This is a genomic window from Curtobacterium sp. BNK-1, from assembly GCF_048685235.1.
Classification (GTDB): Bacteria; Pseudomonadota; Gammaproteobacteria; order Enterobacterales; family Enterobacteriaceae; genus Pantoea; species Pantoea agglomerans.
Genome location: NZ_JBLQTJ010000001.1, coordinates 2,099,569 through 2,126,101, shown reverse-complemented (window position 1 = coordinate 2,126,101; position 26,533 = coordinate 2,099,569). Strand labels below are relative to the sequence as shown.

Annotated in this window: 26 protein-coding genes and 1 pseudogene; 18 read left to right on the top strand and 9 right to left on the bottom strand. The window is 54.0% G+C overall.

Going from position 1 to position 26,533, the window contains the following annotated elements; genetic code table 11:
• The first annotated feature begins 10 nt into the window (after nucleotides 1-10).
• From ACMGGP_RS10160 to flhE, 10 genes are all read left to right on the top strand, one after another.
• A complete protein-coding gene (locus ACMGGP_RS10160; RefSeq protein ID WP_062757849.1) occupies nucleotides 11-1,684 on the top strand; it encodes a methyl-accepting chemotaxis protein in 1,674 nt (557 codons plus the stop codon).
• Nucleotides 1,685-1,878: 194 nt separating this feature from the next.
• The gene (locus ACMGGP_RS10155) at nucleotides 1,879-3,441 is read left to right on the top strand and encodes a methyl-accepting chemotaxis protein (RefSeq protein WP_022625501.1); all 1,563 of its coding nucleotides are present in this window, start codon (nucleotides 1,879-1,881) and stop codon (nucleotides 3,439-3,441) included.
• A gap of 106 nt (nucleotides 3,442-3,547) precedes the next feature.
• On the top strand, nucleotides 3,548-5,224 hold the full coding sequence (locus ACMGGP_RS10150; RefSeq protein ID WP_010258548.1) for a methyl-accepting chemotaxis protein: 1,677 nt from the start codon (nucleotides 3,548-3,550) through the stop codon (nucleotides 5,222-5,224).
• A gap of 80 nt (nucleotides 5,225-5,304) precedes the next feature.
• A complete protein-coding gene (gene cheR, locus ACMGGP_RS10145; protein ID WP_498798402.1) occupies nucleotides 5,305-6,177 on the top strand; it encodes a protein-glutamate O-methyltransferase CheR in 873 nt (290 codons plus the stop codon).
• Nucleotides 6,174-7,226 carry a protein-glutamate methylesterase/protein-glutamine glutaminase gene (locus ACMGGP_RS10140; RefSeq protein ID WP_498798401.1) on the top strand — a complete coding sequence of 351 codons (1,053 nt, stop codon included), beginning with the start codon at nucleotides 6,174-6,176 and terminating at the stop codon, nucleotides 7,224-7,226. The genes cheR and ACMGGP_RS10140 overlap by 4 nt, the downstream gene beginning before the upstream one ends.
• A 39-nt stretch (nucleotides 7,227-7,265) precedes the next feature.
• A complete protein-coding gene (gene cheY / locus ACMGGP_RS10135; RefSeq protein ID WP_010258559.1) occupies nucleotides 7,266-7,655 on the top strand; it encodes a chemotaxis response regulator CheY in 390 nt (129 codons plus the stop codon).
• A 9-nt stretch (nucleotides 7,656-7,664) separates the two neighbouring features.
• A complete protein-coding gene (cheZ, locus tag ACMGGP_RS10130) occupies nucleotides 7,665-8,306 on the top strand; it encodes a protein phosphatase CheZ (protein WP_003849160.1) in 642 nt (213 codons plus the stop codon).
• Nucleotides 8,307-8,494: 188 nt separating this feature from the next.
• Nucleotides 8,495-9,646, top strand: a complete 1,152-nt coding sequence (gene flhB, locus ACMGGP_RS10125; RefSeq protein ID WP_010258565.1) for a flagellar biosynthesis protein FlhB — start codon at nucleotides 8,495-8,497, stop codon at nucleotides 9,644-9,646.
• Entirely contained in the window at nucleotides 9,639-11,732 is a 2,094-nt protein-coding gene (gene flhA / locus ACMGGP_RS10120; RefSeq protein WP_498798400.1) for a flagellar biosynthesis protein FlhA, read from the top strand. Before flhB ends, flhA begins: the two co-directional genes overlap by 8 nt.
• Nucleotides 11,732-12,124: a flagellar protein FlhE gene (gene flhE, locus ACMGGP_RS10115; RefSeq protein WP_010670816.1), complete on the top strand. Its 393-nt coding sequence runs from the start codon at nucleotides 11,732-11,734 to the stop codon at nucleotides 12,122-12,124. The genes flhA and flhE overlap by 1 nt, the downstream gene beginning before the upstream one ends.
• A gap of 162 nt (nucleotides 12,125-12,286) precedes the next feature.
• Here the strand turns inward: flhE and ACMGGP_RS10110 are convergent, their stop codons facing one another.
• From ACMGGP_RS10110 to ACMGGP_RS10085, 6 genes are all read right to left on the bottom strand, one after another.
• Nucleotides 12,287-12,619: a HigA family addiction module antitoxin gene (locus ACMGGP_RS10110; RefSeq protein ID WP_010258577.1), complete on the bottom strand. Its 333-nt coding sequence runs from the start codon at nucleotides 12,617-12,619 to the stop codon at nucleotides 12,287-12,289.
• An 80-nt stretch (nucleotides 12,620-12,699) separates the two neighbouring features.
• Nucleotides 12,700-13,017: a type II toxin-antitoxin system RelE/ParE family toxin gene (locus tag ACMGGP_RS10105; RefSeq protein WP_498798399.1), complete on the bottom strand. Its 318-nt coding sequence runs from the start codon at nucleotides 13,015-13,017 to the stop codon at nucleotides 12,700-12,702.
• A 74-nt stretch (nucleotides 13,018-13,091) separates the two neighbouring features.
• Entirely contained in the window at nucleotides 13,092-14,090 is a 999-nt protein-coding gene (locus ACMGGP_RS10100) for an aldo/keto reductase (protein WP_124890045.1), read from the bottom strand.
• 212 nt (nucleotides 14,091-14,302) lie between these two features.
• Nucleotides 14,303-15,238: a LysR family transcriptional regulator gene (locus ACMGGP_RS10095; RefSeq protein ID WP_124890044.1), complete on the bottom strand. Its 936-nt coding sequence runs from the start codon at nucleotides 15,236-15,238 to the stop codon at nucleotides 14,303-14,305.
• A gap of 87 nt (nucleotides 15,239-15,325) precedes the next feature.
• Complete coding sequence (gene argS, locus ACMGGP_RS10090; RefSeq protein ID WP_010258588.1) at nucleotides 15,326-17,056, bottom strand: arginine--tRNA ligase; 1,731 nt, start codon at nucleotides 17,054-17,056, stop codon at nucleotides 15,326-15,328.
• A gap of 209 nt (nucleotides 17,057-17,265) precedes the next feature.
• A complete protein-coding gene (locus ACMGGP_RS10085; protein ID WP_009089698.1) occupies nucleotides 17,266-17,388 on the bottom strand; it encodes a hypothetical protein in 123 nt (40 codons plus the stop codon).
• Between the two features lie 314 nt (nucleotides 17,389-17,702).
• Between ACMGGP_RS10085 and ACMGGP_RS10080 the strand changes: the two genes are divergently transcribed.
• Nucleotides 17,703-18,263 (top strand): VOC family protein, encoded by a 561-nt coding sequence (locus tag ACMGGP_RS10080; protein ID WP_061703859.1) that lies wholly within the window; start codon nucleotides 17,703-17,705, stop codon nucleotides 18,261-18,263.
• On the opposite strand, the gene ACMGGP_RS10075 is transcribed toward ACMGGP_RS10080, so the two are convergent.
• Complete coding sequence (locus ACMGGP_RS10075; RefSeq protein WP_337028975.1) at nucleotides 18,260-19,405, bottom strand: MalY/PatB family protein; 1,146 nt, start codon at nucleotides 19,403-19,405, stop codon at nucleotides 18,260-18,262. The genes ACMGGP_RS10080 and ACMGGP_RS10075 overlap by 4 nt on opposite strands.
• An 85-nt stretch (nucleotides 19,406-19,490) precedes the next feature.
• Between ACMGGP_RS10075 and cutC the strand changes: the two genes are divergently transcribed.
• Nucleotides 19,491-20,243: a copper homeostasis protein CutC gene (gene cutC, locus ACMGGP_RS10070; protein WP_010258601.1), complete on the top strand. Its 753-nt coding sequence runs from the start codon at nucleotides 19,491-19,493 to the stop codon at nucleotides 20,241-20,243.
• 660 nt (nucleotides 20,244-20,903) lie between these two features.
• Here cutC and ACMGGP_RS10065 read toward each other — a convergent pair.
• Nucleotides 20,904-21,599 (bottom strand): XRE family transcriptional regulator, encoded by a 696-nt coding sequence (locus ACMGGP_RS10065; protein ID WP_033769290.1) that lies wholly within the window; start codon nucleotides 21,597-21,599, stop codon nucleotides 20,904-20,906.
• Nucleotides 21,600-22,191: 592 nt separating this feature from the next.
• Here ACMGGP_RS10065 and ACMGGP_RS10060 point away from each other — a divergent pair.
• Nucleotides 22,192-22,365 carry a phage regulatory CII family protein gene (locus ACMGGP_RS10060; RefSeq protein WP_263055953.1) on the top strand — a complete coding sequence of 58 codons (174 nt, stop codon included), beginning with the start codon at nucleotides 22,192-22,194 and terminating at the stop codon, nucleotides 22,363-22,365.
• Between the two features lie 234 nt (nucleotides 22,366-22,599).
• Here the strand turns inward: ACMGGP_RS10060 and ACMGGP_RS10055 are convergent, their stop codons facing one another.
• On the bottom strand, nucleotides 22,600-22,821 hold the full coding sequence (locus ACMGGP_RS10055; RefSeq protein WP_033769288.1) for a hypothetical protein: 222 nt from the start codon (nucleotides 22,819-22,821) through the stop codon (nucleotides 22,600-22,602).
• Here ACMGGP_RS10055 and ACMGGP_RS10050 point away from each other — a divergent pair.
• From ACMGGP_RS10050 to ACMGGP_RS10030, 5 genes and pseudogenes are all read left to right on the top strand, one after another.
• On the top strand, nucleotides 22,820-23,713 hold the full coding sequence (locus ACMGGP_RS10050) for a conserved phage C-terminal domain-containing protein (RefSeq protein WP_033769285.1): 894 nt from the start codon (nucleotides 22,820-22,822) through the stop codon (nucleotides 23,711-23,713). The genes ACMGGP_RS10055 and ACMGGP_RS10050 overlap by 2 nt on opposite strands.
• A gap of 12 nt (nucleotides 23,714-23,725) precedes the next feature.
• Complete coding sequence (locus ACMGGP_RS10045; protein WP_033769284.1) at nucleotides 23,726-24,160, top strand: PerC family transcriptional regulator; 435 nt, start codon at nucleotides 23,726-23,728, stop codon at nucleotides 24,158-24,160.
• A gap of 316 nt (nucleotides 24,161-24,476) precedes the next feature.
• Nucleotides 24,477-24,662: pseudogene (locus tag ACMGGP_RS10040) on the top strand (DUF968 domain-containing protein); the annotation flags it as partial.
• A gap of 84 nt (nucleotides 24,663-24,746) precedes the next feature.
• On the top strand, nucleotides 24,747-25,175 hold the full coding sequence (locus ACMGGP_RS10035) for an antiterminator Q family protein (RefSeq protein WP_033769282.1): 429 nt from the start codon (nucleotides 24,747-24,749) through the stop codon (nucleotides 25,173-25,175).
• A 1,016-nt stretch (nucleotides 25,176-26,191) separates the two neighbouring features.
• A complete protein-coding gene (locus ACMGGP_RS10030; protein ID WP_187494745.1) occupies nucleotides 26,192-26,533 on the top strand; it encodes a hypothetical protein in 342 nt (113 codons plus the stop codon).

The window sequence follows — 26,533 nt, the reverse complement described above, 5'->3', positions numbered from 1 at the left end:
AGGGTTACTCATGTTAACGAAAATCCGTGTTGTCACCAGCCTGTTACTGGTGTTGCTGGTGTTTGGGCTGTTACAGGCCTTCTCCGGTTCTGTTTTCTACTCCGCATTAAGCCACGACAAGCAAAGCTTCGCCGTGTCGCAGCTGGCGATGCAAAATACGCAGTCGCTCAACGACGCCTATATGAGTCTTAACCAGAGCCGGGTGCTGCTGACCCGTATTCAGCTGCGTTTCGCCACCAGTAAGCTGGAAGGCAAAGCGGCCGATGTCGCCACACTGTTTGACGACAGCAAAAACTTCCAGCAGGCGGCCGCCGGTTTTTTCAAAGTCTTTAAAGAGACACCCGATACGCCGGGACAAAATAGTGAGTTAAACAACCAGCTGGAGCAGCGCTACAGCGACTATGGCGCTGCGCTGGATCAGTTGCAGACGGCGCTACAGGCAAACGATCTGATTGCGGCCGGTAAAGCCCCGGTGGCGCCAAGCCAGAGTGCGTTTCTGACGCTTTACCGTGAATGGCGAGCCGATCAGAATCGCCTGACTACGCTTGGTGTTGAAGAGAACAGTTCTGCTTACAGCCGTATGATGTGGATCCTCTCCACCATCATGGCCGTCGTGGTCGCCGTGATCGTGCTCTGCTGGTTTGGATTGCGCAAAATCGTGATGACACCCCTCAACAGCAGCATTAATCACATCCAGCATATCGCCCAGGGCGATTTAACCCAGCCGATTGTGGTGGAAGGGCGCAATGAGATGACTCAGCTCGCGGCCAGTCTGCATGACATGCAGCAGTCACTGGTGCGCACGGTGACCAATGTGCGTGACGGCTCGGATGCGATTTTCACCGGTGCCAGCGAGATCTCTGCCGGAAACAATGATCTTTCTGCCCGCACAGAACAGCAGGCGGCGTCACTGGAGCAGACGGCGGCCAGCATGGAGCAGCTCACTGCCACGGTGAAACAAAACGCCGAAAACGCCCGCCAGGCGTCACAGCTGGCACTCAGCGCCTCAGAAACCGCAGAAAAAGGCGGCAACGTGGTGGCGGGTGTCGTGAAAACCATGAGCGAAATCGCCGGCAGCTCGAAGAAGATTGCCGATATCACCAGCGTGATTGATGGCATTGCTTTCCAGACTAATATTCTGGCGCTTAACGCCGCCGTTGAAGCGGCGCGTGCCGGCGAGCAGGGTCGCGGTTTTGCCGTGGTCGCGGGCGAAGTGCGTAATCTGGCGCAGCGCAGCGCCCAAGCGGCAAAAGAGATCAAAGGGTTGATCGACGACTCAGTGAACCGGGTCAATGTCGGTTCGCAACTGGTCGGCACCGCCGGGGAAACCATGAGCGATATCGTCAGTGCGGTTACGCGCGTCACCGACATCATGGGTGAAATCGCCTCGGCGTCGGACGAGCAGAGTCGCGGTATCGATCAGGTCGGGCAGGCGGTCACTGAGATGGATCGCGTTACCCAGCAGAACGCCTCGCTGGTGGAAGAGTCCGCAGCCGCAGCCGCTTCGCTGGAAGATCAGGCCAGCCGGTTAAGTCAGTCAGTGTCGGTCTTCAAAATTAAACGCGGCGCGTTGCAGCAGACGCTGACAAAGCATCTGCCGATTGCCGCACCCGCCACGGCGGCGCTGGCACCACGCAAAGCCCTGACGGCACCGGTCAGTGATACTCACTGGGAAACCTTCTGATGTCACGCTGCGCATCCTGCGGGATGCGCAGCAACCCCTCGCGATTCCTCTGCGTAAAGCCAAACTCAGCAGCTCATGCTGATAAAAATAATTACAAAAGCCACTTCTCTCCTGAAAGCGCTGAATAGCGTTAATTAATCCTGTTACATCGCCGATATAGCCGCTGCACCTAAATTAACCTGCAGGGGAACAAGATGTTAAAAAAAATAAAAGTGGTGACCAGTTTAATCGCAGTCCTGGTCATCTTTGGCGCGCTCCAGTTAGTCGCTGGCAGCCTTTTCTGGTCAGCCCTCAATAAAGACAAAGAGTCCTTTGCGCTGTCGCAGGTCTCTAATCGCAATGTCACCGAGATGACTGACGCCTATATTTCACTGAACAACAGCCGTACCACGCTGAACCGCGGCATGCTGCGCTTACAGACCAGCATGGCCTCGCAGATGAACGGTGGTCAGCTTGATGAGCTGATCAACAAAGCCAATACCCAGTTAGCGGAAGCCGATCGCCACTTTAAAATCTATTACCATCTGCCAACCACGTCAGGTCTTGACGAAACCATGGGCGACACGCTTGAAGCGGATTACGCTAACTACGAAAACGGCCTGAAGGCGATGGTAAAAAGTCTGCAGGCGCGTGACCTGGAAGGGATGTTTAAACAGAACATTGAGCAGAAACAGGTCGCGATGCAGGAGAGCTACAACAAATGGCGTGCGCGTCAGACTGAGCTTTCCGATCAGGGAATGGCGCAGAACCAGAAAGCCTTTAAACAGATGATGTGGCTGCTGGCCGCGATTGGTGTTGCGGTGCTTGCGGTGATTATTACCTGCTGGTTTGGCCTGCGTCAGGTGCTGATTCAGCCGCTGCAACAGCTGCTGGCACAGATTCGCGCTATTGCCTCCGGCGATTTGACCCAGCCGATTGTGGTTGAGGGGCGTAATGAGATGAGCCAGCTGGCAGCAGGCATCCATGAGATGCAGCAGTCGCTGGTGATGACGGTGGGGAATGTGCGTGACGGCTCTGATGCCATCTTTACCGGTGCCAGCGAAATCGCCGCCGGTAACAACGACCTGTCGGCCCGCACCGAAGAGCAGGCCGCTTCGCTGGAGCAGACCGCCGCCAGCATGGAGCAGCTTACCGCCACGGTGAAGCAAAATGCTGACAACGCCCGTCAGGCATCCCAGCTGGCGCTGACCGCCTCCGAAACCGCGCAGCAGGGCGGTAAAGTGGTGAATGGCGTGGTCACAACCATGAAAGAGATCGCCGGCAGCTCGAAGAAAATCGCGGACATTATCAGCGTGATCGACGGCATCGCCTTCCAGACTAATATCCTGGCGCTGAATGCGGCGGTTGAAGCGGCACGTGCCGGTGAACAGGGTCGCGGTTTTGCGGTGGTGGCCGGTGAAGTGCGCAGTCTGGCCCAGCGCAGCGCTCAGGCCGCCAAAGAGATTAAAGGCCTGATTGAAGACTCGGTGTCACGCGTCAACAGCGGTTCACTGCAGGTTGAAAGCGCCGGCAGCACCATGAATGAGATTGTGGGTGCCGTGACCCGCGTTACCGACATCATGGGTGAGATCGCCTCCGCTTCCGATGAGCAGAGCCGCGGTATCGAGCAGGTCGGTCTGGCCGTTACCGAAATGGATCGCGTGACCCAGCAGAACGCCTCGCTGGTTGAGGAGTCTGCCGCCGCTGCGGCCGCACTGGAGCAGCAGGCCAGCGTCCTGACCCAGGCCGTCTCCGTTTTCAAAATTTCCCGCGCCTGATTTTTTCCTCTTTCAACATGGCGGCGGCGTAAAGCCGTCGCCATGCATAAAGTTCCCCCCGTCTCCGCCGATAAATACACACGAATCGCCAACCAATGAGGTGTTTATGTTTAGTCGAGTACGAGTCGTCTCCGGCCTGCTGTGTGTGCTGGCGCTGTTTGCGCTGCTGCAGCTGTTTTCCGGCGGAATGTTTTTCAAAACTGTCAGTTCAGATAAAGAGAATTTTGCCTACAACCAACGCCTGAATACTCTGCAACAGGCGATGGGCACCTCATGGGTTTCGCTGGTTCAGGCGCGCAACACCCTTAACCGCGCCGGTATCCGTTTTCTGCAGGATGCACAGATGTCGGGCTCGGGTGCCAGCGTGAAAGAGCTGGTCGCCCTGGCGGGCGAGGAGCTGAAGCAGGCTGAAGTCAGCTATCAGATATTCAACGATAACCTGTCAGAAGAAGGCAAAACGGCCGAAAACGTCCGGGCGTTACAGGCGAACTACAAGGCCTATCACGATGCGCTGGCGGAGCTGATGGTCTTCTTCACCGCCGGCAATTTCAAAGGTTTTGTGGATCAGCCGACCCAGAGCTACCAGGACAAGTTCCAGAAAGATTACAGCGAGTGGCTTGAGCACAATAAAGCGCTGTCTCAGCAGGGTGTGGAAGCCAACCAGCACGCGTATACCCGCTCCATCACTATCGTTATCGCCACGCTGGCAGTGACCTTGCTGATGATTATCCTGGTGTGGAACGTGATGCGCTCGGTGCTGATCCGTCCGCTGCGTCAGAGCATTGAGCATATCCAGCACATCGCACGGGGCGATCTGACCCAGCCGGTTGAGATTAGCGTGCGTAACGAAATCGGGGAGTTACTGACTTCGCTGCAGCACATGCAGCAGGAGCTGGTCCGTACCGTGCGAACCGTTCGAGACGGCTCTGATGCCATCTATACCGGTGCGAGCGAAATCTCCATCGGCAATAACGATCTCTCTTCGCGTACCGAACAGCAGGCCGCTTCGCTGGAGCAGACCGCTGCCAGCATGGAGCAGCTCACCGCGACCGTGAAGCAGAATGCCGAAAACGCCCGTCAGGCGTCCAAGCTGGCGCTGACCGCCTCTGAAACCGCGCAGCAGGGCGGCAAAGTGGTGGATGGCGTGGTCACCACCATGAAAGAAATTGCCGGCAGTTCCAAAAAGATTGCCGATATCACCAGTGTGATTGATGGCATCGCCTTCCAGACCAACATCCTGGCGCTGAATGCGGCCGTTGAAGCGGCGCGTGCCGGTGAACAGGGTCGCGGTTTTGCGGTCGTTGCCGGTGAAGTGCGCAGCCTGGCGCAGCGCAGCGCCCAGGCCGCCAAAGAGATTAAAGGTCTGATTGAAGATTCGGTTAGCCGCGTTAATACCGGCTCGGTGCTGGTAGAGAGCGCCGGTGACACCATGAGCAACATCGTCAGCGCGGTCACCCGCGTCACCGACATCATGGGTGAGATCGCCTCAGCGTCAGACGAGCAGAGCCGTGGCATTGACCAGGTGGGGCTTGCCGTGACGGAGATGGATCGCGTCACCCAGCAGAACGCCTCACTGGTCGAAGAGTCAGCGGCAGCGGCTGCAGCGCTCGAAGATCAGGCAAGTCACTTAAAACAAGCGGTATCAGTGTTCAATATTGGTAAAGAATTTGTCGCTCAGGCCGTTAACAAGACAACGGCGATGAAAACTCTCCAGTCAGATGCACCGTTAGCCGTTGGTCGTTCGCCTGCTACCCGCAGCGACGACAACTGGGAAACCTTTTAAACGCCCGTGGCCCGGCCGCTATTGAGCCGCCGGGCATCGCAGCAGACAAATAATGTATTGAGTTCGGGCCAGGTGCAGAGATGAAAAAATCGACAATTTTAGATCAAAATGAGACGACAACGCTGCTGTCGCAAATGGTGCAGCGTTTACCGCTCTCCGATACGCATTTTCGTCGTATCAGCCAGCTGATCTATCAGCGTGCCGGTATCGTACTGGCCGATCACAAGCGTGAGATGGTTTACAACCGTCTGGTTCGTCGCCTGCGTACGCTGAATATCGATGATTTCGGTCGCTACCTGGCGCTGCTGGAGTCCGATCCGAACAGTGCCGAGTGGCAGGCGTTTATCAATGCCCTGACCACTAACCTGACCGCGTTCTTCCGCGAAGCGCATCACTTCCCGATTCTGGCGGAGCATGCACGTAAGCGACAGGGCAACTTCAGCGTCTGGAGTACCGCAGCGTCAACCGGCGAAGAGCCTTACTCCATCGCCATGACGCTGGCGGAAGCGCTGGGCACCGGACCGGGCAAGTTCCAGGTTCATGCCAGCGATATCGACACCCAGGTGCTGGAAAAAGCGGTGGCGGGTGTTTATCGCCAGGAGGAGCTGCGCACGCTGTCACCCGCGCAAATGCAGCGCTACTTCCTGCGCGGCACCGGTCCTCATGCCGGTATGGTGCGGGCGCGTCCCGAGCTGACCAATATGGTCACTTACGCGCAGCTTAACCTGCTGGCCAATGACTGGGCGCTGCCGGGTCAGTTCGACGCTATTTTCTGTCGCAACGTGATGATCTATTTCGATAAAGAGACGCAGGAGAAGATTCTGCGTCGGTTTGCCCCGCTCCTGAAGCCGGGCGGCATTCTGTTCGCCGGGCACTCAGAAAACTTCAGTCAGATCAGTAAAGAGTTCTGGCTGCGCGGGCAAACCGTCTATGGACTGACGAAGGAAAGATGATGAGCAAAATCACCGTGATGTGCGTAGATGACTCTGCGCTGATGCGGCAGTTGATGACTGAAATCATCAACAGCCATCCGGATATGGAGATGGTCGCTACGGCGCCCGATCCGCTGGTCGCCCGCGATTTGATTAAGCAGTTCAATCCGCAGGTGCTGACGCTGGATGTGGAAATGCCGCGCATGGATGGCCTCGATTTCCTGGAAAAACTGATGCGGTTACGGCCAATGCCGGTGGTGATGGTTTCATCGCTGACCGGGAAAGGCTCTGAAATTACCCTGCGCGCGCTGGAGCTGGGAGCGGTGGATTTTGTCACCAAGCCACAGCTCGGTATCCGCGAAGGGATGCTGTCTTACAGCCAGATGATTGGCGACAAAATTCGTGCAGCCTCCCGTGCCCGACTGCACAACCGTGCAGCGATGCCGGTGCCGGCGACGCTGAAAGCGGGTCCGCTACTGAGTAGTGAGAAGCTGATTGCGATTGGCTCCTCAACCGGGGGTACTGAGGCGATTCGCCATGTGCTGCAGCCGTTACCGGCGACCAGCCCGGCACTGCTGATTACCCAGCATATGCCGCCAGGCTTTACCCGCTCTTTCGCCGAGCGTCTGAACAAGTTGTGTCAGATCACGGTAAAAGAAGCTGAAGATGGTGAGCGTATTCTGCCAGGCCATGCCTACATCGCGCCAGGCGCAATGCACATGGAGCTGGCCCGAAGTGGCGCCAACTATGTGGTGAAACTGAATGAAGGACCACCGGTTAACCGGCACAAACCCTCTGTGGATGTGCTGTTTAAATCGGTGGCAACTTACGCCGGACGAAATGCGGTGGGGGTCATCCTCACCGGCATGGGCAACGACGGTGCCGCCGGGATGCTGGAAATGCATCGGGCAGGCGCCTGGACTATCGCCCAGAACGAAGCCAGCTGTGTGGTATTTGGCATGCCGCGTGAGGCCATTGCCACAGGCGGCGTGAGCGAAGTCGTGGATTTAAGCAACATCAGCCAGCACATGCTGGCGAAAATTAGCGCCGGACAGGCATTGCGTATTTAACAGGCCCGTCCCGCCGGGCGAGACAACTCAGGAGTAGATATGGCTGATAAAAACATGCGCTTTTTGGTAGTAGACGACTTCAATACGATGCGTCGTATTGTGCGTAACCTGCTGAAAGAGCTGGGCTTCAATAACGTAGAAGAAGCGGAAGATGGTGTGGACGCCCTCGGCAAACTGAAAGCGGGTGGTTTCGACTTCGTGATTTCCGACTGGAACATGCCAAACATGGATGGCCTGCAGCTGCTGCAGACCATTCGTGCCGACGCGGCAATGAGTTCGCTGCCGGTGTTGATGGTGACCGCGGAAGCGAAGAAAGAGAACATTATCGCCGCCGCCCAGGCCGGTGCCAGCGGATATGTCGTGAAGCCATTCACTGCGGCAACCCTGGAAGAAAAGCTGGGTAAAATTTTCGAAAAACTGGGCATGTAAGGGGATGTGATGAGCGACTTTCCGAAACCAACTGAGGATGCCGCGGCACACGACATCATTTCACGTATTGGCTCTCTGACGCGCATGCTGCGCGACAGCCTGCGCGAGCTGGGGCTGGATAAAGCCATAGCCGATGCGGCTGAAGCCATTCCTGATGCCCGCGACCGTCTGGATTATGTTGTGCAGATGACGGCGCAGGCCGCCGACCGTGCGTTGAACTGTGTTGAAGCAGCACAACCCCATCAGGATAAGATGGAAGCCGGGGCAACCCAGCTGAAAGGGCGTTGGGATGAGTGGTTTGAGAACCCGATTGAACTGGGTGATGCGCGGGAGTTGGTGACGGATACGCGCGCATTCCTCACCGCCGTGCCAGAGCATACCGCCTTTACCAACAAGCAGCTGCTTGAAATCATGATGGCGCAGGATTTCCAGGACCTGACCGGTCAGGTGATCAAGCGCATGATGGATGTGATCCAGGAAATTGAGCGCCAGCTGTTAATGGTGCTGCTGGAGAATATGCCAGAAGTCAGCGCTGAGAAGCGTCAGGAAGGCACCAGCCTGCTGAACGGGCCGCAGATTCACGCCGATGCACCGGGCGTGGTGGCGAACCAGGATCAGGTTGATGACCTGCTGGACAGCTTAGGGTTCTAGGTTTCGTCCGCCTGCGGGCGGGCAAAACAGCTGCAGGTTATAATAAACAGGGTCACCTTCGGGTGGCCCCGTTCCGCATTGTCAGACCCATCCCCGAAAGAACGCCTGTTTTCTTCATCTTATCTCCGCTTTAACTTAAGCCAGATTTGTCATCCTATGCTCAGAATTCCTGCCAACCGAGGTTTGTCGTGGCTGAAGATAGCGACGAAGACAAAACAGAATCGCCCACGGCCCACCGACTTGAGAAAGCGCGTGAAGAGGGCCAGATTCCGCGTTCGCGCGAACTCACATCCGTACTGATGCTGCTGGCCGGCATCATGATCCTGTGGATGGGCGGCAACATGATGGCGCACCGGCTGGCGGCGATGGTCGCCACCGGACTCCGTTTTGATCACGGCATGGTCAGAGATGACAAAATTATCGTCAGCCACATCGGCAGCCTGATCACGCAGGCACTGATGGCGCTGCTACCATTGATGGGCGGTCTGGTGCTGGTGGCAATCGCCGCGCCCATGCTGCTGGGCGGTATCGTTTTCAGCGGTAAATCGATCAAGTTCGACCTGAAGAAGATGAGCCCGATGGCTGGGTTCAAGCGAATGTTTGCGGCGCAGGCCTGGACCGAACTGTTTAAAGGCATCCTCAAGACTATTCTGGTTGGCTCGGTGGGCTGGTGGTACATCTGGAGCCACTGGCCCGAGATGCTGCGGTTGATCAGCGAAGCGCCCGTCACCGCGCTGATTCACGGCATGGAGATGATCGCAGTCTGCTGTTCGCTGGTGATGCTGGGGCTGATCCCGATGGTCGGGTATGACGTCTTCTGGCAGCTGCACAGCCACTTTAAAAAGCTGAAAATGTCGATGCAGGAGATCCGCGACGAGCATAAGCAGCAGGAAGGTGACCCGCACGTTAAAGGGCGCATCCGGCAGCAGATGCGCGCCGCAGCGCGACGCCGAATGATGGCGGATGTGCCGAAAGCCGATGTCATCGTCACCAACCCGACGCACTACTCGGTGGCACTGCAGTACAACGAGAAGAAGATGAGTGCGCCGAAAGTGGTGGCGAAAGGCGCAGGTGAGATCGCCCTGAGAATTCGTGAACTGGCTGCCGAACACCGCATCCCGGTTCTGGAAGCACCGCCGCTGGCGCGTGCATTATACCGACATACTGAAATTGGTCAGCACATCCCCGGCGCGCTCTATGCCGCCGTGGCCGAGGTGCTGGCGTGGGTCTGGCAGTCGCGTCGCTGGAAGCGCGAAGGCGGCCTGATCCCAACCAAACCAAAAAACCTGCCGGTTCCGGCAGAGATGGACTTTGCAGGAGAGAGCAAAAACGATGGCTAATAACCTGGCCGCAAAACTACGTTTACCGGGCAACTTTAAAGATATGCAGTGGCAGGTGCTGGCCGGGCCGGTACTGATCCTGATGATCCTGTCGATGATGGTTCTGCCATTACCGCCGTTCATCCTCGATCTGCTGTTCACCTTTAACATTGCGCTGTCGATCATGATCCTGCTGGTGGCGATGTTCACCCAGCGGACCCTGGAGTTTGCGGCGTTCCCGACCATTCTGCTGTTCTCTACCTTGCTGCGTCTGGCGCTGAACGTGGCTTCAACCCGTATCATCCTGATGGAAGGGCATACGGGTGCCGCCGCGGCAGGACAGGTGGTTGAAGCGTTCGGTCACTTCCTGGTGGGCGGTAACTTCGCCATCGGTATCGTGGTGTTTATCATCCTCGTCATCATCAACTTTATGGTTATCACCAAAGGTGCTGGCCGTATCGCCGAAGTGGGCGCGCGCTTTGTGCTGGACGGGATGCCCGGTAAGCAGATGGCGATCGATGCCGACCTCAACGCCGGTCTGATCGGTGAAGATGACGCCAAACGCCGCCGTGCCGAAGTAACCCAGGAAGCGGACTTCTACGGTTCGATGGACGGTGCCAGTAAGTTCGTTCGTGGTGATGCCGTCGCCGGTATCATGATCATGGTAATCAACGTCATCGGCGGCCTGCTGGTGGGCGTGGTGCAGCACGGTATGGATGTGGGTCATGCCGCAGAGACCTATACGCTGCTGACCATCGGTGATGGTCTGGTCGCGCAGATCCCGGCGCTGGTTATCTCTACCGCAGCCGGTGTTATCGTGACGCGCGTTGCCACCGATCAGGATGTCGGCGAACAGATGGTCACCCAGCTGTTCAAAGATCCGCGCGTGCTGATGCTGAGCGCCGGCGTGATTGGTCTGCTCGGTCTGGTGCCGGGCATGCCGAACTTCGTCTTCCTGCTGTTCACCGCCGCCTTACTGGGTCTGGCCTGGTGGCTGCGCGGCCGCGAAATGCAGCCGAAGAAGAAAGTGGAAGTCACGGGCGGCATCGCCAAAACGGCGGACACGCCAGCCGCCACCGAAGCGTCGTGGACCGATGTGCAGCTGGAAGATACGCTGGGCATGGAAGTGGGCTATCGCCTGATTCCGATGGTCGATCATCAGCAAAACGGTGAGCTGCTGGGACGTATCCGCAGTATCCGTAAGAAAGTCGCTCAGGATGTCGGTTTCCTGCCGCCGGTGGTGCATATCCGCGACAACATGGAGCTGCCACCGGCACGCTATCGCATCCTGATGAAAGGGGTGGAGATTGGCAGCGGTGATGCCTATCCTGGCCGCTGGATGGCGATTAACCCGGGCACGGCTGCCGGAAGTCTGCCAGGCGAAGCGACCGTTGATCCCGCCTTTGGACTGGCGGCGGTCTGGATTGATAGCGCGCTGAAAGAGCAGGCACAGATTCAGGGCTTTACCGTGGTTGAAGCCAGTACCGTGGTGGCAACCCACCTTAACCATCTGATTTGCCAGTTCGCCAGCGAGCTGTTTGGCCGTCAGGAAGCGCAGCAGTTGCTGGATCGTGTGACTCAGGAGATGCCGAAGCTGACCGAAGATCTGGTGCCGGGAGTGATCTCGCTGACCACCCTGCACAAGGTGCTGCAGAACCTGCTGGTGGAGCGGGTGTCGATTCGCGATATGCGCACCATTATCGAAACGCTGGCGGAACATGCGCCGGTGCAGAGCGATCCGCAGGAGCTGACCAGCGTGGTGCGTGTGGCGCTGGGCCGTGCGATTACTCAGCAGTGGTTCCCGGGTAATGACGAAGTGCAGGTTATCGGGCTCGATTCCACGCTGGAGCGCCTGCTGTTACAGGCGTTGCAGGGCGGTGGCGGACTGGAGCCGGGTCTGGCCGATCGGCTGTTAAGTCAGGCACAGGCGGCATTGCAGCGTCAGGAGATGCTGGGTGCGCCACCGGTGCTGTTGGTCAATCATCCGCTGCGTGCGCTGCTGGCGCGCTTCCTGCGCCGCAATCTGCCACAGCTGGTGGTGCTCTCTAATCTGGAGCTGAGCGACAACCGCCAGATCCGTATGACTGCCACCATCGGAGGTAAATAATGCGCTGGCTGGTGATGGCATTCGTGATGCTGCCACTGATGGCGCAGGCGGCCGGTGGTGCCTGGAGTGCCACGGCCAATGGGCCGCTGCTGGCGAACCGCGGCAGCTGGCAACGGGCGCAGCCGCTGACGCCGCCCGCCGACATTGGCGGGGAGGTCAGCGTTATTAACTGGCGTTATCAGCTGAGCAGACCGGCCCCGTCCGGCCTGCAGGTGCGCTTGTGCGGCGAACAGCGCTGCACTTCCCTGGAGGGGGCAAGCGGCACCACGCGCGGGCTGGCACATCTGAGCGCCAGTGAGACCCTGCATATGGTGTTTGGTTTCGCCGGAAGCGGGGCGCTGCCACCCGGATTACGGGTGGTGAGCAGTGAAGTGATGGTCAATTACGAGTAAGGGTATCGTTGCTGAATTGACTGAAGGCGAGCCGGAGATCGCCTCCTGGCTCCCTTGTTACGTGATGACCCTGGCTGTAAACCGATGCTAACCCTGACCCAGCGGCTGACAGATAATTGACCCGTTTCAAATCCCGTCATGACCAGTGCGTTATAAAGCTTTTCACGCCAGCTGATTCTCTTTCTGCACCAGAAAATCCTTCAACGGTGTTACGCGACTGATCTCCTCCTGTGCCCTGGCATCATGCATCACTTCCCAGATATCGACACTGTTTTGCAGATTAAGCCAGAACTCAACGCTGGTTTCGAAGGCTGCAGCCAGCCTGAAAGCCATATCCGGCGTCAGCTTCCGGTTATTGTTGACCAGAGCGCTGACGGTGTTGCGGTGCACTTTTAGCATCTCCGCTAAGTCGAGAATCTTCAGGCCGGTTGGCTCCAGATATTCGTAAAGTAATACGTCACCGACAGTGGTCGGTTTGCGGGTCGCCTGGTTCATAGTCTTGCTCTCTTTATTACTGACAGAGGGTGATGTGTTACATGCTGTCTTACAGCGCCTGATGCAGTCAGGCTCAGTTTTCATCGCTTGTGCGTTTTATAACTATGAGCATCCAGATAAAGGTCAACGGCCTTACCTTCTATCCATTTAAAGATCAGCCGATATTGCTCATTGACCCTGATTGAAGCATATCCCTTGAGAGGTGGATTTAGTTCCTCATAACGATTGCCAGGCGGCGACTTTAAATCCTTATAGTTAATCGCCGCATTGATGATGTCGAGCTTTCGCGCCAGCGCTGATGAGAGGCTTGACGGTATTCTTTTGGAAAATTTGCCATATAAAAAATAATCCTTAAGCCAGTCATCCCTGAAACTTTCAATATTCCTTAACGTCGCCACCTCGTTACCTCCCTGTATCACACTGAAAACAATTTAACGCACCGATGCACAGTGCGCAAGTGCGTATTTTGTATTCAGGCGTTCACCCCCTTCATTCCCTCCTCAGAGTAGCGACCGCCTTTAACTTCAATCTGCTGATGAACAGCGTTCAGCAACCCGATATCTTCCTCTTCCAGCTCCATATCTGCGGCCTGCGCGTTTTCAGTAAGGTAAGCGATCTGTTTGGTGCCCGGTATCGGCACAATTTTGTCATACTGTGCCAGTAGCCAGGCCAGCGCAATCTGCCCGGTGGTGGCGTGATATTTCTCAGCCAGTGGCGTCACCGCGTTAAGAAGCTGGAGATTATGATCGATATTTTCCTGCCGGAAACGGTCATTGTTTTTGCGGAAATCACCCTCGGCAAAATCGCTGTTTTTACGGTATTTACCCGTCAGGAATCCTCTGCCCAGCGGCGAATAGGGCACCAGTCCGACACCGAGCTTTTTCACCGTCGGCAGAATCTCTTCTTCGATGTCACGCGTCCAGAGTGAATACTCCGTCTGCAGCGCGGCCAGCGGATGGATCGCCTGCGCCCGATTCAGTGTTGAAGCCGATGCTTCACACAGCCCAATCCGGGCAATCTTTCCCTCCTGCACCAGACGGCTGAGACACTGCATGCTCTCCTCAATCGGTGTCGCCGGACTGATCCGGTGCAGATAAAAGAGATCGATGCGCTCAACGCCCAGCCGTTTCAGTGATTCATGGCAGCAGCGGGTAATGTAGTCCGGCTGATTGTTGATGGTGCGGGCATAGGCCGCATCAGCAGGACGTTCAATGCCACATTTGGTGGCCACGGTGAATTTCAGCCGTTCGGCCTGATTGAGCCCGGCAAGAAACTGACCTATCAACTGCTCGTTGTGACCGCGCCCGTAAAGATCGGCGGTATCGATAAAGGTGATATCCAGATCGCGCAGCTTATTGAGCAGTTGCAGGGAATGACGGTCATCGGTCTGACCATAAAATTCGCTGAGCCCCATCGCGCCATAGCCGATTGCGCTGACGTCCAGACCCTGAGTTAACGTTCGCTTTTTCATTGTCGCTCCTCGTATGTGAGACGCGATTGTTTCACTCCGCGTGAAAGCAATGAATTGCTCTTTCCGTCATGCAAAAAAGGTATCAGGCGAATGAAAGGGCTTCAGACATCTATCCGGCGTGTCGACACAGTAAGCTCTCAGCAACAGGCTGAGCGGAGATTAAGAAGGGAGAAGAGTGTGGTGGTGCTTCGCTGCGTTTCAGCGGCACGGCATCATGCGGACGTTATCGCATTCCCGGGATGAGAGAGTTCTCTCAGCGCATTGAGAACCGCCTCATTTTTTTCATCGGCGCGAATCGCCGCGTAAACATCAATCGCCAGCTGCTGCGCCGCATCCTCTCTCAGCGGGCGGTAACAGAGACCTGCCTGATTAAAGGTGCATTTTGACTGCGGCATCAGGGCGAATCCTTTTCCTCTGGCGATGTGTGACAGCATCAGCAGGGAATCGTCCGGCTCTCTTACCCGTTTCAGCGTGACGCTGAGTGTGGCGAAGTAGCGCTCGCATTTATCGTAAAACAGCGGATTGGCGCTGCGGGCAAACCAGAACAGCGGCAGATCGGCCAGCGCTTCCAGCGAGACCTGCTCCGCCACACTGGCAGGATGCGCCGACGGCATGGCAATCAGCAGCGGCTCACGGTAAACCCAGGCGTACTGAACGGTGTCTTCCGCATCCGACCCCTTTTCTCCGGTGAGTATTAAATCCAGACTGTTTTTGGCCAGGCTTTGCAAAAGCTGAGGGGAGGTCAGGCGGGGCATCTCCATCTCTTCGCTGGCATGAAAAGCGGCGAGCTGCCGGTTAAGTGGCGCAATCAGTTCAAAGTTCAGCGTGCGGGTCAGCCCGATGCGTAGCCGTGCCGCGGCGGGCTGCGCATCCTGCTTCAGGGCATTCAGCGCAGTCAGGATCGCTTCCGCCTTCGCGACCAGCGCACGGCCAGAATCGGTGAGCGTTACCTCATGGGTCGTGCGGCTGAACAGCGAGTGGCCCAGCAGATCTTCCAGACTCTGAATCTGACGGGTCAGCGGAGGTTGCGTCATGCTGAGACGTTCTGCGGCCCGGCGAAAATTCAGCTCATGCGCAACAGCCAGAAAGCACTGCAACTGTTTTATGGTGGGAAGGTGGCTGCTGATGAGGTGCGCGGCTACAGACATAACACCATCCTGCTGCGAAGATTTGGGGGATCAGAGCGGATATACGAATTCAGCAACGGAGAGGGAAACCCCTCTCCGTTTAAGAGGTTACATGCGCTCGACGGTGTCGATGCCCAGCGTATCCAGGCCCTGCTTCAGCGTCTTCGCGGTCAGCGCGGCCAGCTGCAGTCGGCTCAGACGGGTTGTGTCTGATTCTGCGGTGAGAATCGGGCAGTGCTCGTAGAATCCGGAGAACAGACCGGCCAGATCGTAGAGATAGGCACACATCACGTGTGGCGTGCCGTCACGAGCGACCTGCGTAATAACCTCTTCGAACTGCAGCAGACGGGTGGCCAGCTGCGCTTCACGCTCTTCGCTGATCACAATCTCCGCATCCAGCGAATCGGCATCAATGCCCGCCTTGCGGAACACGGAGAGTACGCGGGTATAGGCATACTGCATGTAAGGCGCGGTATTGCCTTCGAACGCCAGCATGTTGTCCCAGTCGAAAATGTAATCGGTGGTACGGCTTTTTGACAGGTCGGCGTATTTCACCGCGCTGATGCCAACCACTTCCGCCAGCGTTTTCACTTCCGCTTCGCTCATCTCCGGGTTCTTCTCACGCACCAGCGTGTAGGCACGCTGATAGGCTTCATCCAGCAGATCGGAGAGCTTGATGGTGCCGCCGCTGCGGGTTTTGAACGGACGGCCATCTTTGCCCAGCATCATGCCGAACGCATGGTGCTCCAGCGGAACAGATTCCGGCACATAACCCGCTTTGCGGACGATAGTCCAGGCCTGAACCAGATGCTGATGCTGACGTGAGTCGATGTAATAGAGCACACGATCGGCTTTCAGCGTTTCGTAACGATATTTCGCACAGGCGATATCGGTGGTGGTGTAGAGGTAGCCGCCATCCTTTTTCTGGATGATGACGCCCATCGGTTCACCCTCTTTGTTCTGGAATTCATCCAGGAACACCACGGTCGCACCTTCACTCTCTACCGCTAAGCCTTTCTGTTTCAGATCGGAGACGATGCCAGGCAGCATATCGTTATAGAGACTTTCACCCATAACATCATTGCGCGTCAGCGTGACGTTCATGCGGTCATAGATTTTCTGGTTCTGACTCATGGTGATGTCGACCAGCTTCTTCCACATCTGGCGGCAATAGTCATCGCCGCCCTGTAATTTCACCACATAACTGCGCGCGCGCTCGGCAAACTCAGGATCTTCATCATAAGTGCGCTTGGCTTCACGGTAGAAGCCTTCGAGATCGGCCAGCGCCATCTCTGCATGATCTTCATTCTGCTGCTTTTCCAGGAACGCGATCAACATACCGAACTGCGTTCCCCAGTCGCCAACGTGGTTCGCTCGGATCACTTTATGTCCGAGAAACTCCAGCGTACGCACCGCCGCGTCACCAATGATGGTGGAGCGGACGTGGCCCACATGCATCTCTTTCGCAACGTTAGGCGCAGAGTAGTCGACGACGATAGTCTGGGGCTCGGCCAGTTGCACGCCAAGGCGCGGCAGACGCAGCGCTTCCCGGGCATGACTGGCCAGCCAGTTGTGGTCAAGGAAGATATTGATGAAGCCCGGCCCGGCAATTTCGACTTTGCTGGCGATGCCGGTCAGGTCGAGGTGCTGAATCACCGTTTCCGCTAATTGTCGCGGTGCCTGTCCCAGCTTTTTCGCCACGGCCATAATGCCGTTGGCCTGATAGTCTCCAAACTGAACCCGGGCGGATTGACGAACCTGGGGTTCGCAATCGGCGGGTGCGCCGGCTAAAACCATTGCCTGACTGACTTTTGCGGAAAGAAGTGCCTGAATATTCACCGAGTTACCTTCATGTGCTGAGCAACGCCCGGACCAGAAAGCCGGGCTGTCATCATCTTGCCTGAGCGCATCGCGTCACGAAGAGGCAGAAACGGATGGGGCAGACAAAACGGAAAAAAATGAGGGGAAAAGTATACGTGAAATGTCAGTGGGCGTCAGCAGTTGGATGAAGCGGGGAAACAGAGCTTAATAGATGTTTCCCTGAAGCATTAACGACGTCGCAGATGACGGCGTGGGTTCTTTACGCTTTTATCTTCACGCACCTTCCAATGGCGGGAGATTGCAAATCCCATCAGTGCGATCAGGACAGCGACAACGATGAGCATAGACATAGAGCCATTCCTTTTGGTTGTGTTAGGTCAAATTTATAGGAAGGCGGGGTGGGCTGCAATTGTTTGCCAGGTAAATGAGAGTTATCTTATTGTATTAAAGAAGTTGATAATAATCATATATTTAACATGCTTTCATCAAGGAACTCATGGTCCTAAACAGGAGATAAATCCGAAATGAAAGATGTTATTATAAGGATTAGCGTTAAATTTCGGGCCAAATAAGATGAATCTTATCATTATGTGATGCTCAGCATGCGGCGCGCCAAAAGCCAGGCGGGTTATAAATGCTAAACAAATTGAGAGGAAGTGGGGTAGTGACGAGAACTTTTCCGGCAGAATTGGATGATTTAAAGACAGATTTAGGACGTTTTGAAGAATCGTTGCAAAGTTTTGCGCAGCGGCTCGGTTTGCGTCTTACCGATCTGGAAGTGGACCATATCGCGGTGCGTTGCCATCAGGACACGACGGCGATGCGCTGGCAGCAAGGTTTGCAGCAGATTGGCACGCAGTTTTCGGCGGCGATGATCAACGGCAGGCAGATTTGCCTGTTTAAACTCCATGACCCGCTGATTGTCGCAGGCAGGCAGATTGATGTGGTTGAACTGCCATGGCCGGGTGAAAAGCGTTATCGCCATGAAGGCTGGGAGCATATTGAGGTGGTGTTACGGGGCGATCATCAGACGCTGGGCGTGCGCGCGATGGCCTTGCTGTCAGATGAGGCGCTGACGCAGCCGGGTATTTCATTTAAAACCAGTTCACCGCAGGGCGAGAATGAGCGCCTGCCCAATCCGACCCTGGCGGTAACGGATGGGCAGACGACAATCAAGTTCCATCCGTGGCGACTGGAGGAGATTGTCGCCAGCGAGCAGAACTAAAGACGGGCGGCTAACGCACGCTTCAGGCGCGCAACGGCTTCGTCGAGCAGCGCGCGGGTACAGCCGAAATTGAGCCGGACAAACTGGTCATTGCCAAACTCACGTCCGGCGGTTAAGCCCAGCCCGTGCTTTTCAAAATAGAGCGCCGGGCTGGCCACACCCAGCGCGCTGGCGTCGATCCAGGCCAGGTAGGTCGCTTCCGGTGAGGCGAGTGACAGGCCGGTCATCTTATTGACCTGCGACACCAGCCAGTCACGGTTACTGCGCAGATAGGCATTCTGCGCATTCAGCCAGGGCTCACCCTCGCGCCATGCCGCTGCTGCTGCCGTGAGTGCCAGAATATCAACATCCGGCACAATGCCGCGTCGTACCCGGTTAAAGCGCGCGCGCAGCCCGGCGTTGGGGATGATGGCGATGGAAGCCCCAAGACCGGCAATATTAAAGGACTTTGAGGGCGACATCAGCGTCACGCTACGCTGGGCTGCATCTTCGCTCAGTGAAGCAAAGGGTATGTGCTTAACGCCGGGTTCCAGCAGCAGATCGCTGTGGATCTCGTCGGAACAGACAATCAAATCGTGCTTCTGCGCCAATTCCAGTTGCGCCTGCAGTTCTTCGCGGCGATAGACGGTGCCGCCCGGATTCTGCGGGTTGCACAGCATTAACAGCCGCGCTTTATCGTCCAGCTGACCTTCCGGCGCAGCCAGATCCAGCAGCCAGCGTCCCTGTTGCAGCGACAGCGGCAGCGTGATCTGACCGCGCTCTGCCAGTTTTGCTGCACCGCGAAACGGCGGATAGATGGGTGTTGGCGCAATCGTCAGCTCGTCAGGGGCGGTGAAAGCGCGCACTGCCAGATTCAGCCCGCTTACGACACCCGGCAAAACCACAATCCATTCCGGATTAACGTGCCACTGATAGCGTGAGACGAGCCAGGCTATCGCGCTATCGATAAATTCCACTGGCGTGTCGCCATAGCCAAAAATCCCATGTTCGGCACGGGTTTTAATCGCATCGATGACGCAGTCAGGCGATCGGAAATCGGTGTCTGCCACCCACAACGGCAGAATGTCCTGGTCCGCATATTTGTTCCATTTAAGGCTATCGCTGTGACGACGGTCTATCCGTTGGTCGAAATTGAATGCCATAGTTAACTTTCCCGGTAAACTCATTCCAGCAGCCAGACTAACTGATGAATCTGCCTTGAACCAGAGTCATGTAAAGGAGAAGAGAATGACCACACTGGAAATTTGCTGCTATGGCGTGGATTGCGCTGTGACCGCACAACAGGCGGGCGCCGATCGGGTTGAACTCTGTGCCGCACCGCGTGAAGGCGGCCTGACCCCGTCGGCGGGGATGCTGAATGCCGCCCGGCAAGAAGTTTCGATTCCGGTTCATCCTATTGTCCGGCCACGTGGTGGCGATTTTTGTTACACCGCACGCGAATTTGAAGCGATGAAATCGGATGTGGCGTTAATCCGTGAACTCGGTTTTCCTGGTCTGGTGATTGGGATGCTGGATGAAGATGCTCACATTCATCATGGTCAGATGCGGCAGATTATGGCGCTGTGTGACGGCCTGGCCGTAACCTTTCATCGCGCCTTCGATCTCTGTCACAGCCCTAAGCGTGCGCTGGAAGAACTAACGGATTTGGGAGTGGCGCGTATTCTGACATCCGGTCAGCAGCAGAGCGCTGAAAACGGAATTGCATTACTCAGGGAACTAAATGAGGCCAGCACCGGTCCTATTATTATGGCGGGTGCCGGGGTACGTCTCAGCAACCTGCAAAAGTTTCTCGACATGGGGATTGATGAAGTTCACAGCTCGGCCAGCCGCCTTGTCGCGTCGCCGATGCGCTACCGCAAAGCGGGGGTCTCCATGTGTTCAGAAGCCGAGACTGACGAGTTCAGCCGCTACTGTGTAGACGGCGATGTGGTTGAGGCGATGAAAAGCGTGATGCAGATGAGCACCGTTCGGGTCGCCTGAACCACAACAGATTTTGCCGCGCAGCACGCCGATCATTGACGTGGTGTTTGCAAGTACCAAACCCCAGTATCCTTGCTGGGGTTCTTTTTGTGTAAAAACAAAACTTAACATGGAGATAGGCCTTATAGAGGCCTGAATCGTGAAAAAGTAACTCAGCAATATTCAACAAGAATAAGCCTGTGAACCAGGAAGTTAAGGGGAGATAGGGCTGAAACTGTACTCATTGCTGAATTTGAGACGCTAAGCGAGGTTAGAGTTTTTTCGCTTACGTCAATCATAAATTATACTGAAAAAATTAGCCTGCTAAGCAGATTTGAAATTAACATAAACTTTACATAATTGCCGAAACAGAGCAGTAGATATTGAACGAGGGATGAGCCAGAGGTGATTCCTTTTTTCGTGTGGTAACAGGTTGGGGCAAACTTTATAAGCAGCGAAACGTGATGCAGGATTACCTGCCAGCGTTTCCTTGCCGCATTGCAAACTTACAGCGCCAGTATCTCCATTACAGATATGGTCTTCGTTCAGGTTTATTGCCCGGAGGGCAAACGTTAAAGCTGATATGCATATAAGGTAAGTTAAAATGCGCCATTTTTAAGTTAGGAATGCCAAAAGAGCAAAAAACCCGGGCATGCCGGGTGTTGAGTGCTGTCAGGGGGGTTAGCCGTGACGCTTAAAGGTTTGCGACTGGCTAATCATGACTTTGCCGAAGATGTAAAAGCGGTGCTCATTTGTTTCATCAATGTACCAATCCCGATAGCGTGTATTATCAGAAATGACGACAATTTTGTCAGGAACGATCTGCAGGCGCTTGATGTGTATTTTCCCATCAAAACCGAAGACGTATATACCATCCCCATCGAACTGAGTCACTGAAACATCAACAAAAATCAGATCTCCAGGCTCAATAGTCCCTGACATGCTGTCGCCGCGAACATTAACCATTTTTACAGTAGCCTGAGGCTTACCGCCGAAAAAGTTCCTGGCATGGTCGGTGTTGTACTCAATAGAGCGAATAACATCAATGATGTCACTTCCTATAAACGCTCCTGGGCCAGCACTCACATTTACGTCAAGCAAATCCACACGATACACATCCCCCCCTTGTATGGCTTTTTCAATATCCTTACTGTTATTATATACAGTATTTTCTGGATGTGAGGGAATAAATAATTCGCCAAGGCCCACATTCAGTGCATTCGCAATTTTATTAAGCGATTGCTCGGTAAAGGATTTTTGTTTTCCTGTCTCAAGACGTGAAATATTTGCCTGATCGACGCCTACAGCATCAGCCAGATCGTTAATCCTCATTCCCCGCGCAAGGCGAAGCTCTCTGATTCGATTTCCTATGTTCATAGGCCTATTTAATGGCTGGCTTGCATGAAACGCAAATTAACTTGCGCAATAAGAATGCATATAATAGCATGCGTGTTACGCAATCGATGAAGGTAAATCCATAAAAACGCAAAAAATTTGCGCATGGCGCATGATGAAGCATGTTGTGAAGTTGGTTTAAGGACCTGCCTGGAGGCAGAAGAATTGAACAGAAGTGAGTACATGCTGCATGCCTGGATATAGCTGAACGATTAGCTGGTTTTTCACAGAAAAAACAGTGAGCTGTGAATTCTACACTTCCAGCCTTATCAAACATACACCAGGACTTGTAACAGCAATTTTATCAGTAGAGAAATTAGTTAGAGAGGGTTTGGTCTTGGTTCAAACGCACCGGCAACCATAAAAACCACCAGCACAGCTGGTAGAGACACTGAAAAGGCCGGGTTCATATTTTTTGGTGGGTATTTAAAAGCTGCTGAGTTGCTGGGCTGGACTGAGGAGGTGATATTTAACCGATGATGCACAAATATTAATCAGATTTTCACGGCGGGCCTGGCCATGATTTTGCAGTAGGCATATTGCAAACGCTATAACCACGCTAAACGTTCCGCTGGTGGATATTAAAGATATTGATAATGCGGACATCAGTCAGTGCCTGATGAATTCAATTGATGGCATTGGGAAACATGCAGGCTGCATTCACAAAGCAGTCGCTGGCGGCGTAGTAGATGAGGATAAGCATATTGGAGAAAACAGCGATCAAATCATGGCGGTGCGGCAAGGGTAACTGTCGCCAATATATTGCCTGTTTTGTGTTTCAAAAAAGGTGAGCGCCGGGGGATTGCAGCCCGCGGCGCTCGATGCGACTAAATCAATGTGTATGGAGAGCTAATCGCGTGATCAATTTAATCAGACATTCAGAATTACCGCAATTTCATTGCCTTCCTACTGCCTTTGGCCGCTTATGTCATAGAGCACTGTGGTATGGGTTCAATATACCAGGGATTAACAAAGAAGTTAGTCACATCTTTGACGACAGTTCTGTAGACGATGCAAAACAGTCGATGGCGGTGAAAAAATGCAAAAACCTGAGCATATTGTCCGTGATATGCGTGCGCGGGTCATTCGTTGGGAGCCAGAAAACGGCCAGGTTATCTAACTGCGTGACAGCGATAAACATGGTAATTGCTTCAGTTCTCTCCAATGGTTTAAGCAATATTTCAGGGAGGTCAAAATAGTTCATGAGCCTGCTTCTGAAAGTTAAGCCATTGGTAATTAGCCCGATGCTCGCGCAGCGTATTGGTCTGAATGAGGCGATTGTACTGCAACAAATTTGCTACTGGCTGGAGGACACCCGGTCTGGTGTCGAATATGACGGTATGCGCTGGGTTTATAACACTATTGAAGAGTGGACTAATCAGTTTCCATTTTGGTCATCGGACACAGTTAAACGTACTCTGACATCACTTAAAAAACGCGATTTGATTTTTGTCGAGCAGCTGAAAAAAACACAGCATGATCGGACTAATTACTACGCAATAAATCATGCAAATCCAATGCTGGCCGATGAGGGTAATTTGCCCTCATCGAAGAATGCAAGTCGCACTCATCGGGGAGGGCAATCTGCCCCCATTGATAAAGGCAGTCTGCCATCATCCATTAGGGCAAATTGCCCCCGTCTTACAGAGAATACATCAGAGAATACTTCAGAGATTACAACAACTCCTACTTGTCAGTTTGCTACGCAACCAGACGATGAGTGGTCATTCGTCAGGCATTCCCGGAAAGTCTTAAGCCATCTGAACAAGGTTACCGGCGCTAAGTACACAGAGGCGCAGTCGTCGATGGGTCACATCAATTCCCGGCTCAAAGATGCGTTTACGGTGGAAGAGCTTTGTCTGGTGGTGGATTACAAGCATGTCCACTGGGAAGGCACTCAGGAATATCAGTATATGCGTCCTAAAACGCTGTTCATCCCTGGCAATCTGCCTGGCTATCTGCAGTCAGCTGCCAAATGGCACAAGGCCGGTCGCCCACCGCGTTCTGAGTGGAAAGCCCTGCAGCGAAACATTCAGCGGGATATCACGGTGTTGCCAAAACCTGATTGCTCTGTGCCCCATGGCTTTCGCGGCTAACGAGAGAAAATTATGATCAATTACGAATTAAAAGTTCTTAAATTAATTACCCGTAGGGGGCCGCTAAAGGTCTGCGAACTCTGCATGCTGATCGGCCTGCATGAAATCGCTATGAAGCGTGTTATTAAACCGCTTTTAACCAGAGGAATACTTAAGCGTGCCAGCGACTGGCGTTATTCAATCAATAGCGAACTGGTCATGGAAGAGGGTGAGCAATATCGCCAGCGGGTGCAGCAGGCCACCGCGCTGGAGGCCAAAGGCTTTTGGTTGCGTGCGGTGCAGGTCTGGCGTGAAGCAATGCTTGTAGCCCGATTGGATGCCTCCCGAAGTGAAGCTAAAGAGAACTGCGATCGCTGTGCAATCAATGGATCCCGGAATAACGGAAGTTATAGCGGGATTGATACAGGCCGTATCCCTGAAAACACATTGCGTGAGGATCGCCCATGAAAGCACGTGTACTGCTCCATGTCAGGGGTAAAGAGATTGCATTTCCTCGGGCTTTTTAGGTCACTGAAAAAGGGCATTAAATCATCGACGGCGATTCTCGCTATTGCAGCGCGAAACTGGCTCAGAAAGTGAGATATGCAGTGTGACTTGAGTGTTAAGACTTCATGGGCAGTTAAGCTGACAGCGTAGGCTTCCTTGGTCACCAGTCATCAGGGACCTAAGGGTAAGTGCAGCAGCTCAGAACTGGGAAGGCGCTCGCTCCAGGCTTAAGTATTCCAGGCGTCAGCATGAGGAGAACAGGTAGTACACACGATGGGTAAAGTCGCAGAACTGCGCTTGCCTCGGCAGGGAAGCTGGCGTTTCTTATCAAATCGCCGGACAAGGTCGGATGAGAATGGCAACGGAGGTGCATGATTTATTTGTGACACCGCTATGCAGAGCGCTTCACGATGAACAGCACCTGGATACGAAAGTATTTGAAGCAGCAATGGCAGCCTGCTGAGCTGTTATTGAGGTTCCTTAATTTCGCGATTACCTTGATGCTATCGCGACAGATAAAAAAATGAGTATGTGGAGAGAATCAAATATGCGTGATATGTCACAGGTATTAGAGCGTTGGGCCGGATGGGCTAAATCAGACAGTCGCGGTATCGGTTACCCAACAATTGCTGCAGGATTTAAAGGGCTGCTACCGCAGGCTTCAAAATTAACGCTTACGTGCAGCGATGAAGACGGGCTGATTATAGAAGGTTGTCTGTCACGGCTTAAAGCCAGGCGTCCGGATGAGCACGCGATGATTGTGATGCATTACTTTTTTAATATCCCGAAACGTACCCTTGCGAAGCAGGCTAAACGAGATGAGAAGATAGTAAGAATCGAAATTCAGATGGCTGAAGGATTTATTGAGGGGTGTCTGGCAGCGCTTGATGTGCGGCTTGATATGGACGACGAATTGACTCCGAAAAAAAACGCCAAAAAACCTTTAACGCGGTCCGCATTTTCCTTAGTAATCTGATAAGGTTGGTTGTTGCGAAGCAGGATTAATGCGAGAAGAAAATAATAAGAATTGAAATTCAGATGGCTGTAAGCTTTATTGAGGGGGCTGGATGCGCGGCTTGACAGGGACGAAGGATTGACTTCGAAAAAAATTTTAAAAACTTCTCACGCGGTCCGCAACTTCCTTAGTATTCTGATAAGGTCGACTCTTGTGAAGCAGGCTCAAAACAATAAGAAGATTGAGAAAATCAAAATTAATATGTCCAAGAGCTTTATTGCGGAGTGCCTGGCAATGCTGGATGTACGGCATGCTACGGACGATGAATTGACGTCGAAAAAAATATTAAAAAAATGCTAACGCGGTCCGCAATTTCCTTAGTAGTCTGATAAAGTCGATTACCAGCTAATGCAGACTATCGGCCAAAGTCAGTTCCTTATGTGGATGTCAAAGCGCCTCGGGCCTCACCAGCCCGGAGGCGCCTTTTTATTTATCCCCTAGAGGGGATAAATCATTGTCTATCCCTTTACGGGGGTAAGGTGATGCCCGCTGTTGCCAAGGGTAAAGCAGTTAACGCTGTAGCGCCAGCGCTACTACCCTGGAAAGTAAGTATTGTTAATCCCCTCCAGCAAACTCTGAGCGGCCAGAAGTCGCATATAGGTTTTCTCCGGGTCTACCGGAGGCGCTCATTCAGTACGATATGCGTGAACAGGCGTCAGAAATGGCGCTAGATGCGCTGGGAAAGCGGCATGTATGAGTTACTGCCTGACGCTTTAGATATTCTGATTCAATGGCTCACTTAGTGGGCCTTTTTATTTCGCTCTGTCTGGCACCAGAATCCCGTAATTTTCAGGATGGCAGTCTGCAAATTTTAGGCAAAAAAAAACCGCACCGCGGCGTTTTATTTCTCATTGGCTACCCAATGGCGACCAGGCTTTTGTATCTCGATAACCTGAAAGCTAAACGGACTTATCTGGTTCAGAAAGTAGACAATTTCTAATTGGTCAAATCCCCGAACCTGGGCGGATATGTTTCGTATGAATCAACACGCAGACAGTGCAATCAGTGGGGGCACTTGGATGGCAACTCTTTCGAGCCTTGCCGGTGTTGTGACACTCGACAGGGTGTACATGGTCACCGCCCTGGCAGGTTTGGTGATAGCCATCTTGGGGTATCTGGACAAACGCCGTACAGAGAAATTAAAGCGCAAAGAAATTGAACAAAACATGCTTAGCGAGCAGGAGCGTCTTGAATTGGACCGCGTTCGTGCACAAGCGGTGCTCGATTACCTCAACGGGTCGAAAGACTCACCTGCTGTACAGAAATCACCGCAAGTCATCCAGGGTATTAATAGGGTGCTCGACTCCGTTAAGGATTAA

Coding starts and splice junctions, on each gene's coding strand:
- ACMGGP_RS10160 (WP_062757849.1), top strand. CDS start 11: ATGTTAACGAAAATCCGTGTTGTCACCAGCCTGTTACTGGTGTTGCTG.
- ACMGGP_RS10155 (WP_022625501.1), top strand. CDS start 1,879: ATGTTAAAAAAAATAAAAGTGGTGACCAGTTTAATCGCAGTCCTGGTC.
- ACMGGP_RS10150 (WP_010258548.1), top strand. CDS start 3,548: ATGTTTAGTCGAGTACGAGTCGTCTCCGGCCTGCTGTGTGTGCTGGCG.
- cheR (WP_498798402.1), top strand. CDS start 5,305: ATGAAAAAATCGACAATTTTAGATCAAAATGAGACGACAACGCTGCTG.
- ACMGGP_RS10140 (WP_498798401.1), top strand. CDS start 6,174: ATGATGAGCAAAATCACCGTGATGTGCGTAGATGACTCTGCGCTGATG.
- cheY (WP_010258559.1), top strand. CDS start 7,266: ATGGCTGATAAAAACATGCGCTTTTTGGTAGTAGACGACTTCAATACG.
- cheZ (WP_003849160.1), top strand. CDS start 7,665: ATGAGCGACTTTCCGAAACCAACTGAGGATGCCGCGGCACACGACATC.
- flhA (WP_498798400.1), top strand. CDS start 9,639: ATGGCTAATAACCTGGCCGCAAAACTACGTTTACCGGGCAACTTTAAA.
- flhE (WP_010670816.1), top strand. CDS start 11,732: ATGCGCTGGCTGGTGATGGCATTCGTGATGCTGCCACTGATGGCGCAG.
- ACMGGP_RS10110 (WP_010258577.1), bottom strand. CDS start 12,619: ATGAACCAGGCGACCCGCAAACCGACCACTGTCGGTGACGTATTACTT.
- ACMGGP_RS10100 (WP_124890045.1), bottom strand. CDS start 14,090: ATGAAAAAGCGAACGTTAACTCAGGGTCTGGACGTCAGCGCAATCGGC.
- ACMGGP_RS10095 (WP_124890044.1), bottom strand. CDS start 15,238: ATGTCTGTAGCCGCGCACCTCATCAGCAGCCACCTTCCCACCATAAAA.
- ACMGGP_RS10085 (WP_009089698.1), bottom strand. CDS start 17,388: ATGTCTATGCTCATCGTTGTCGCTGTCCTGATCGCACTGATGGGATTT.
- ACMGGP_RS10075 (WP_337028975.1), bottom strand. CDS start 19,405: ATGGCATTCAATTTCGACCAACGGATAGACCGTCGTCACAGCGATAGC.
- cutC (WP_010258601.1), top strand. CDS start 19,491: ATGACCACACTGGAAATTTGCTGCTATGGCGTGGATTGCGCTGTGACC.
- ACMGGP_RS10065 (WP_033769290.1), bottom strand. CDS start 21,599: ATGAACATAGGAAATCGAATCAGAGAGCTTCGCCTTGCGCGGGGAATG.
- ACMGGP_RS10050 (WP_033769285.1), top strand. CDS start 22,820: ATGAGCCTGCTTCTGAAAGTTAAGCCATTGGTAATTAGCCCGATGCTC.
- ACMGGP_RS10055 (WP_033769288.1), bottom strand. CDS start 22,821: ATGAACTATTTTGACCTCCCTGAAATATTGCTTAAACCATTGGAGAGA.
- ACMGGP_RS10045 (WP_033769284.1), top strand. CDS start 23,726: ATGATCAATTACGAATTAAAAGTTCTTAAATTAATTACCCGTAGGGGG.
- ACMGGP_RS10035 (WP_033769282.1), top strand. CDS start 24,747: ATGCGTGATATGTCACAGGTATTAGAGCGTTGGGCCGGATGGGCTAAA.
- ACMGGP_RS10030 (WP_187494745.1), top strand. CDS start 26,192: ATGAATCAACACGCAGACAGTGCAATCAGTGGGGGCACTTGGATGGCA.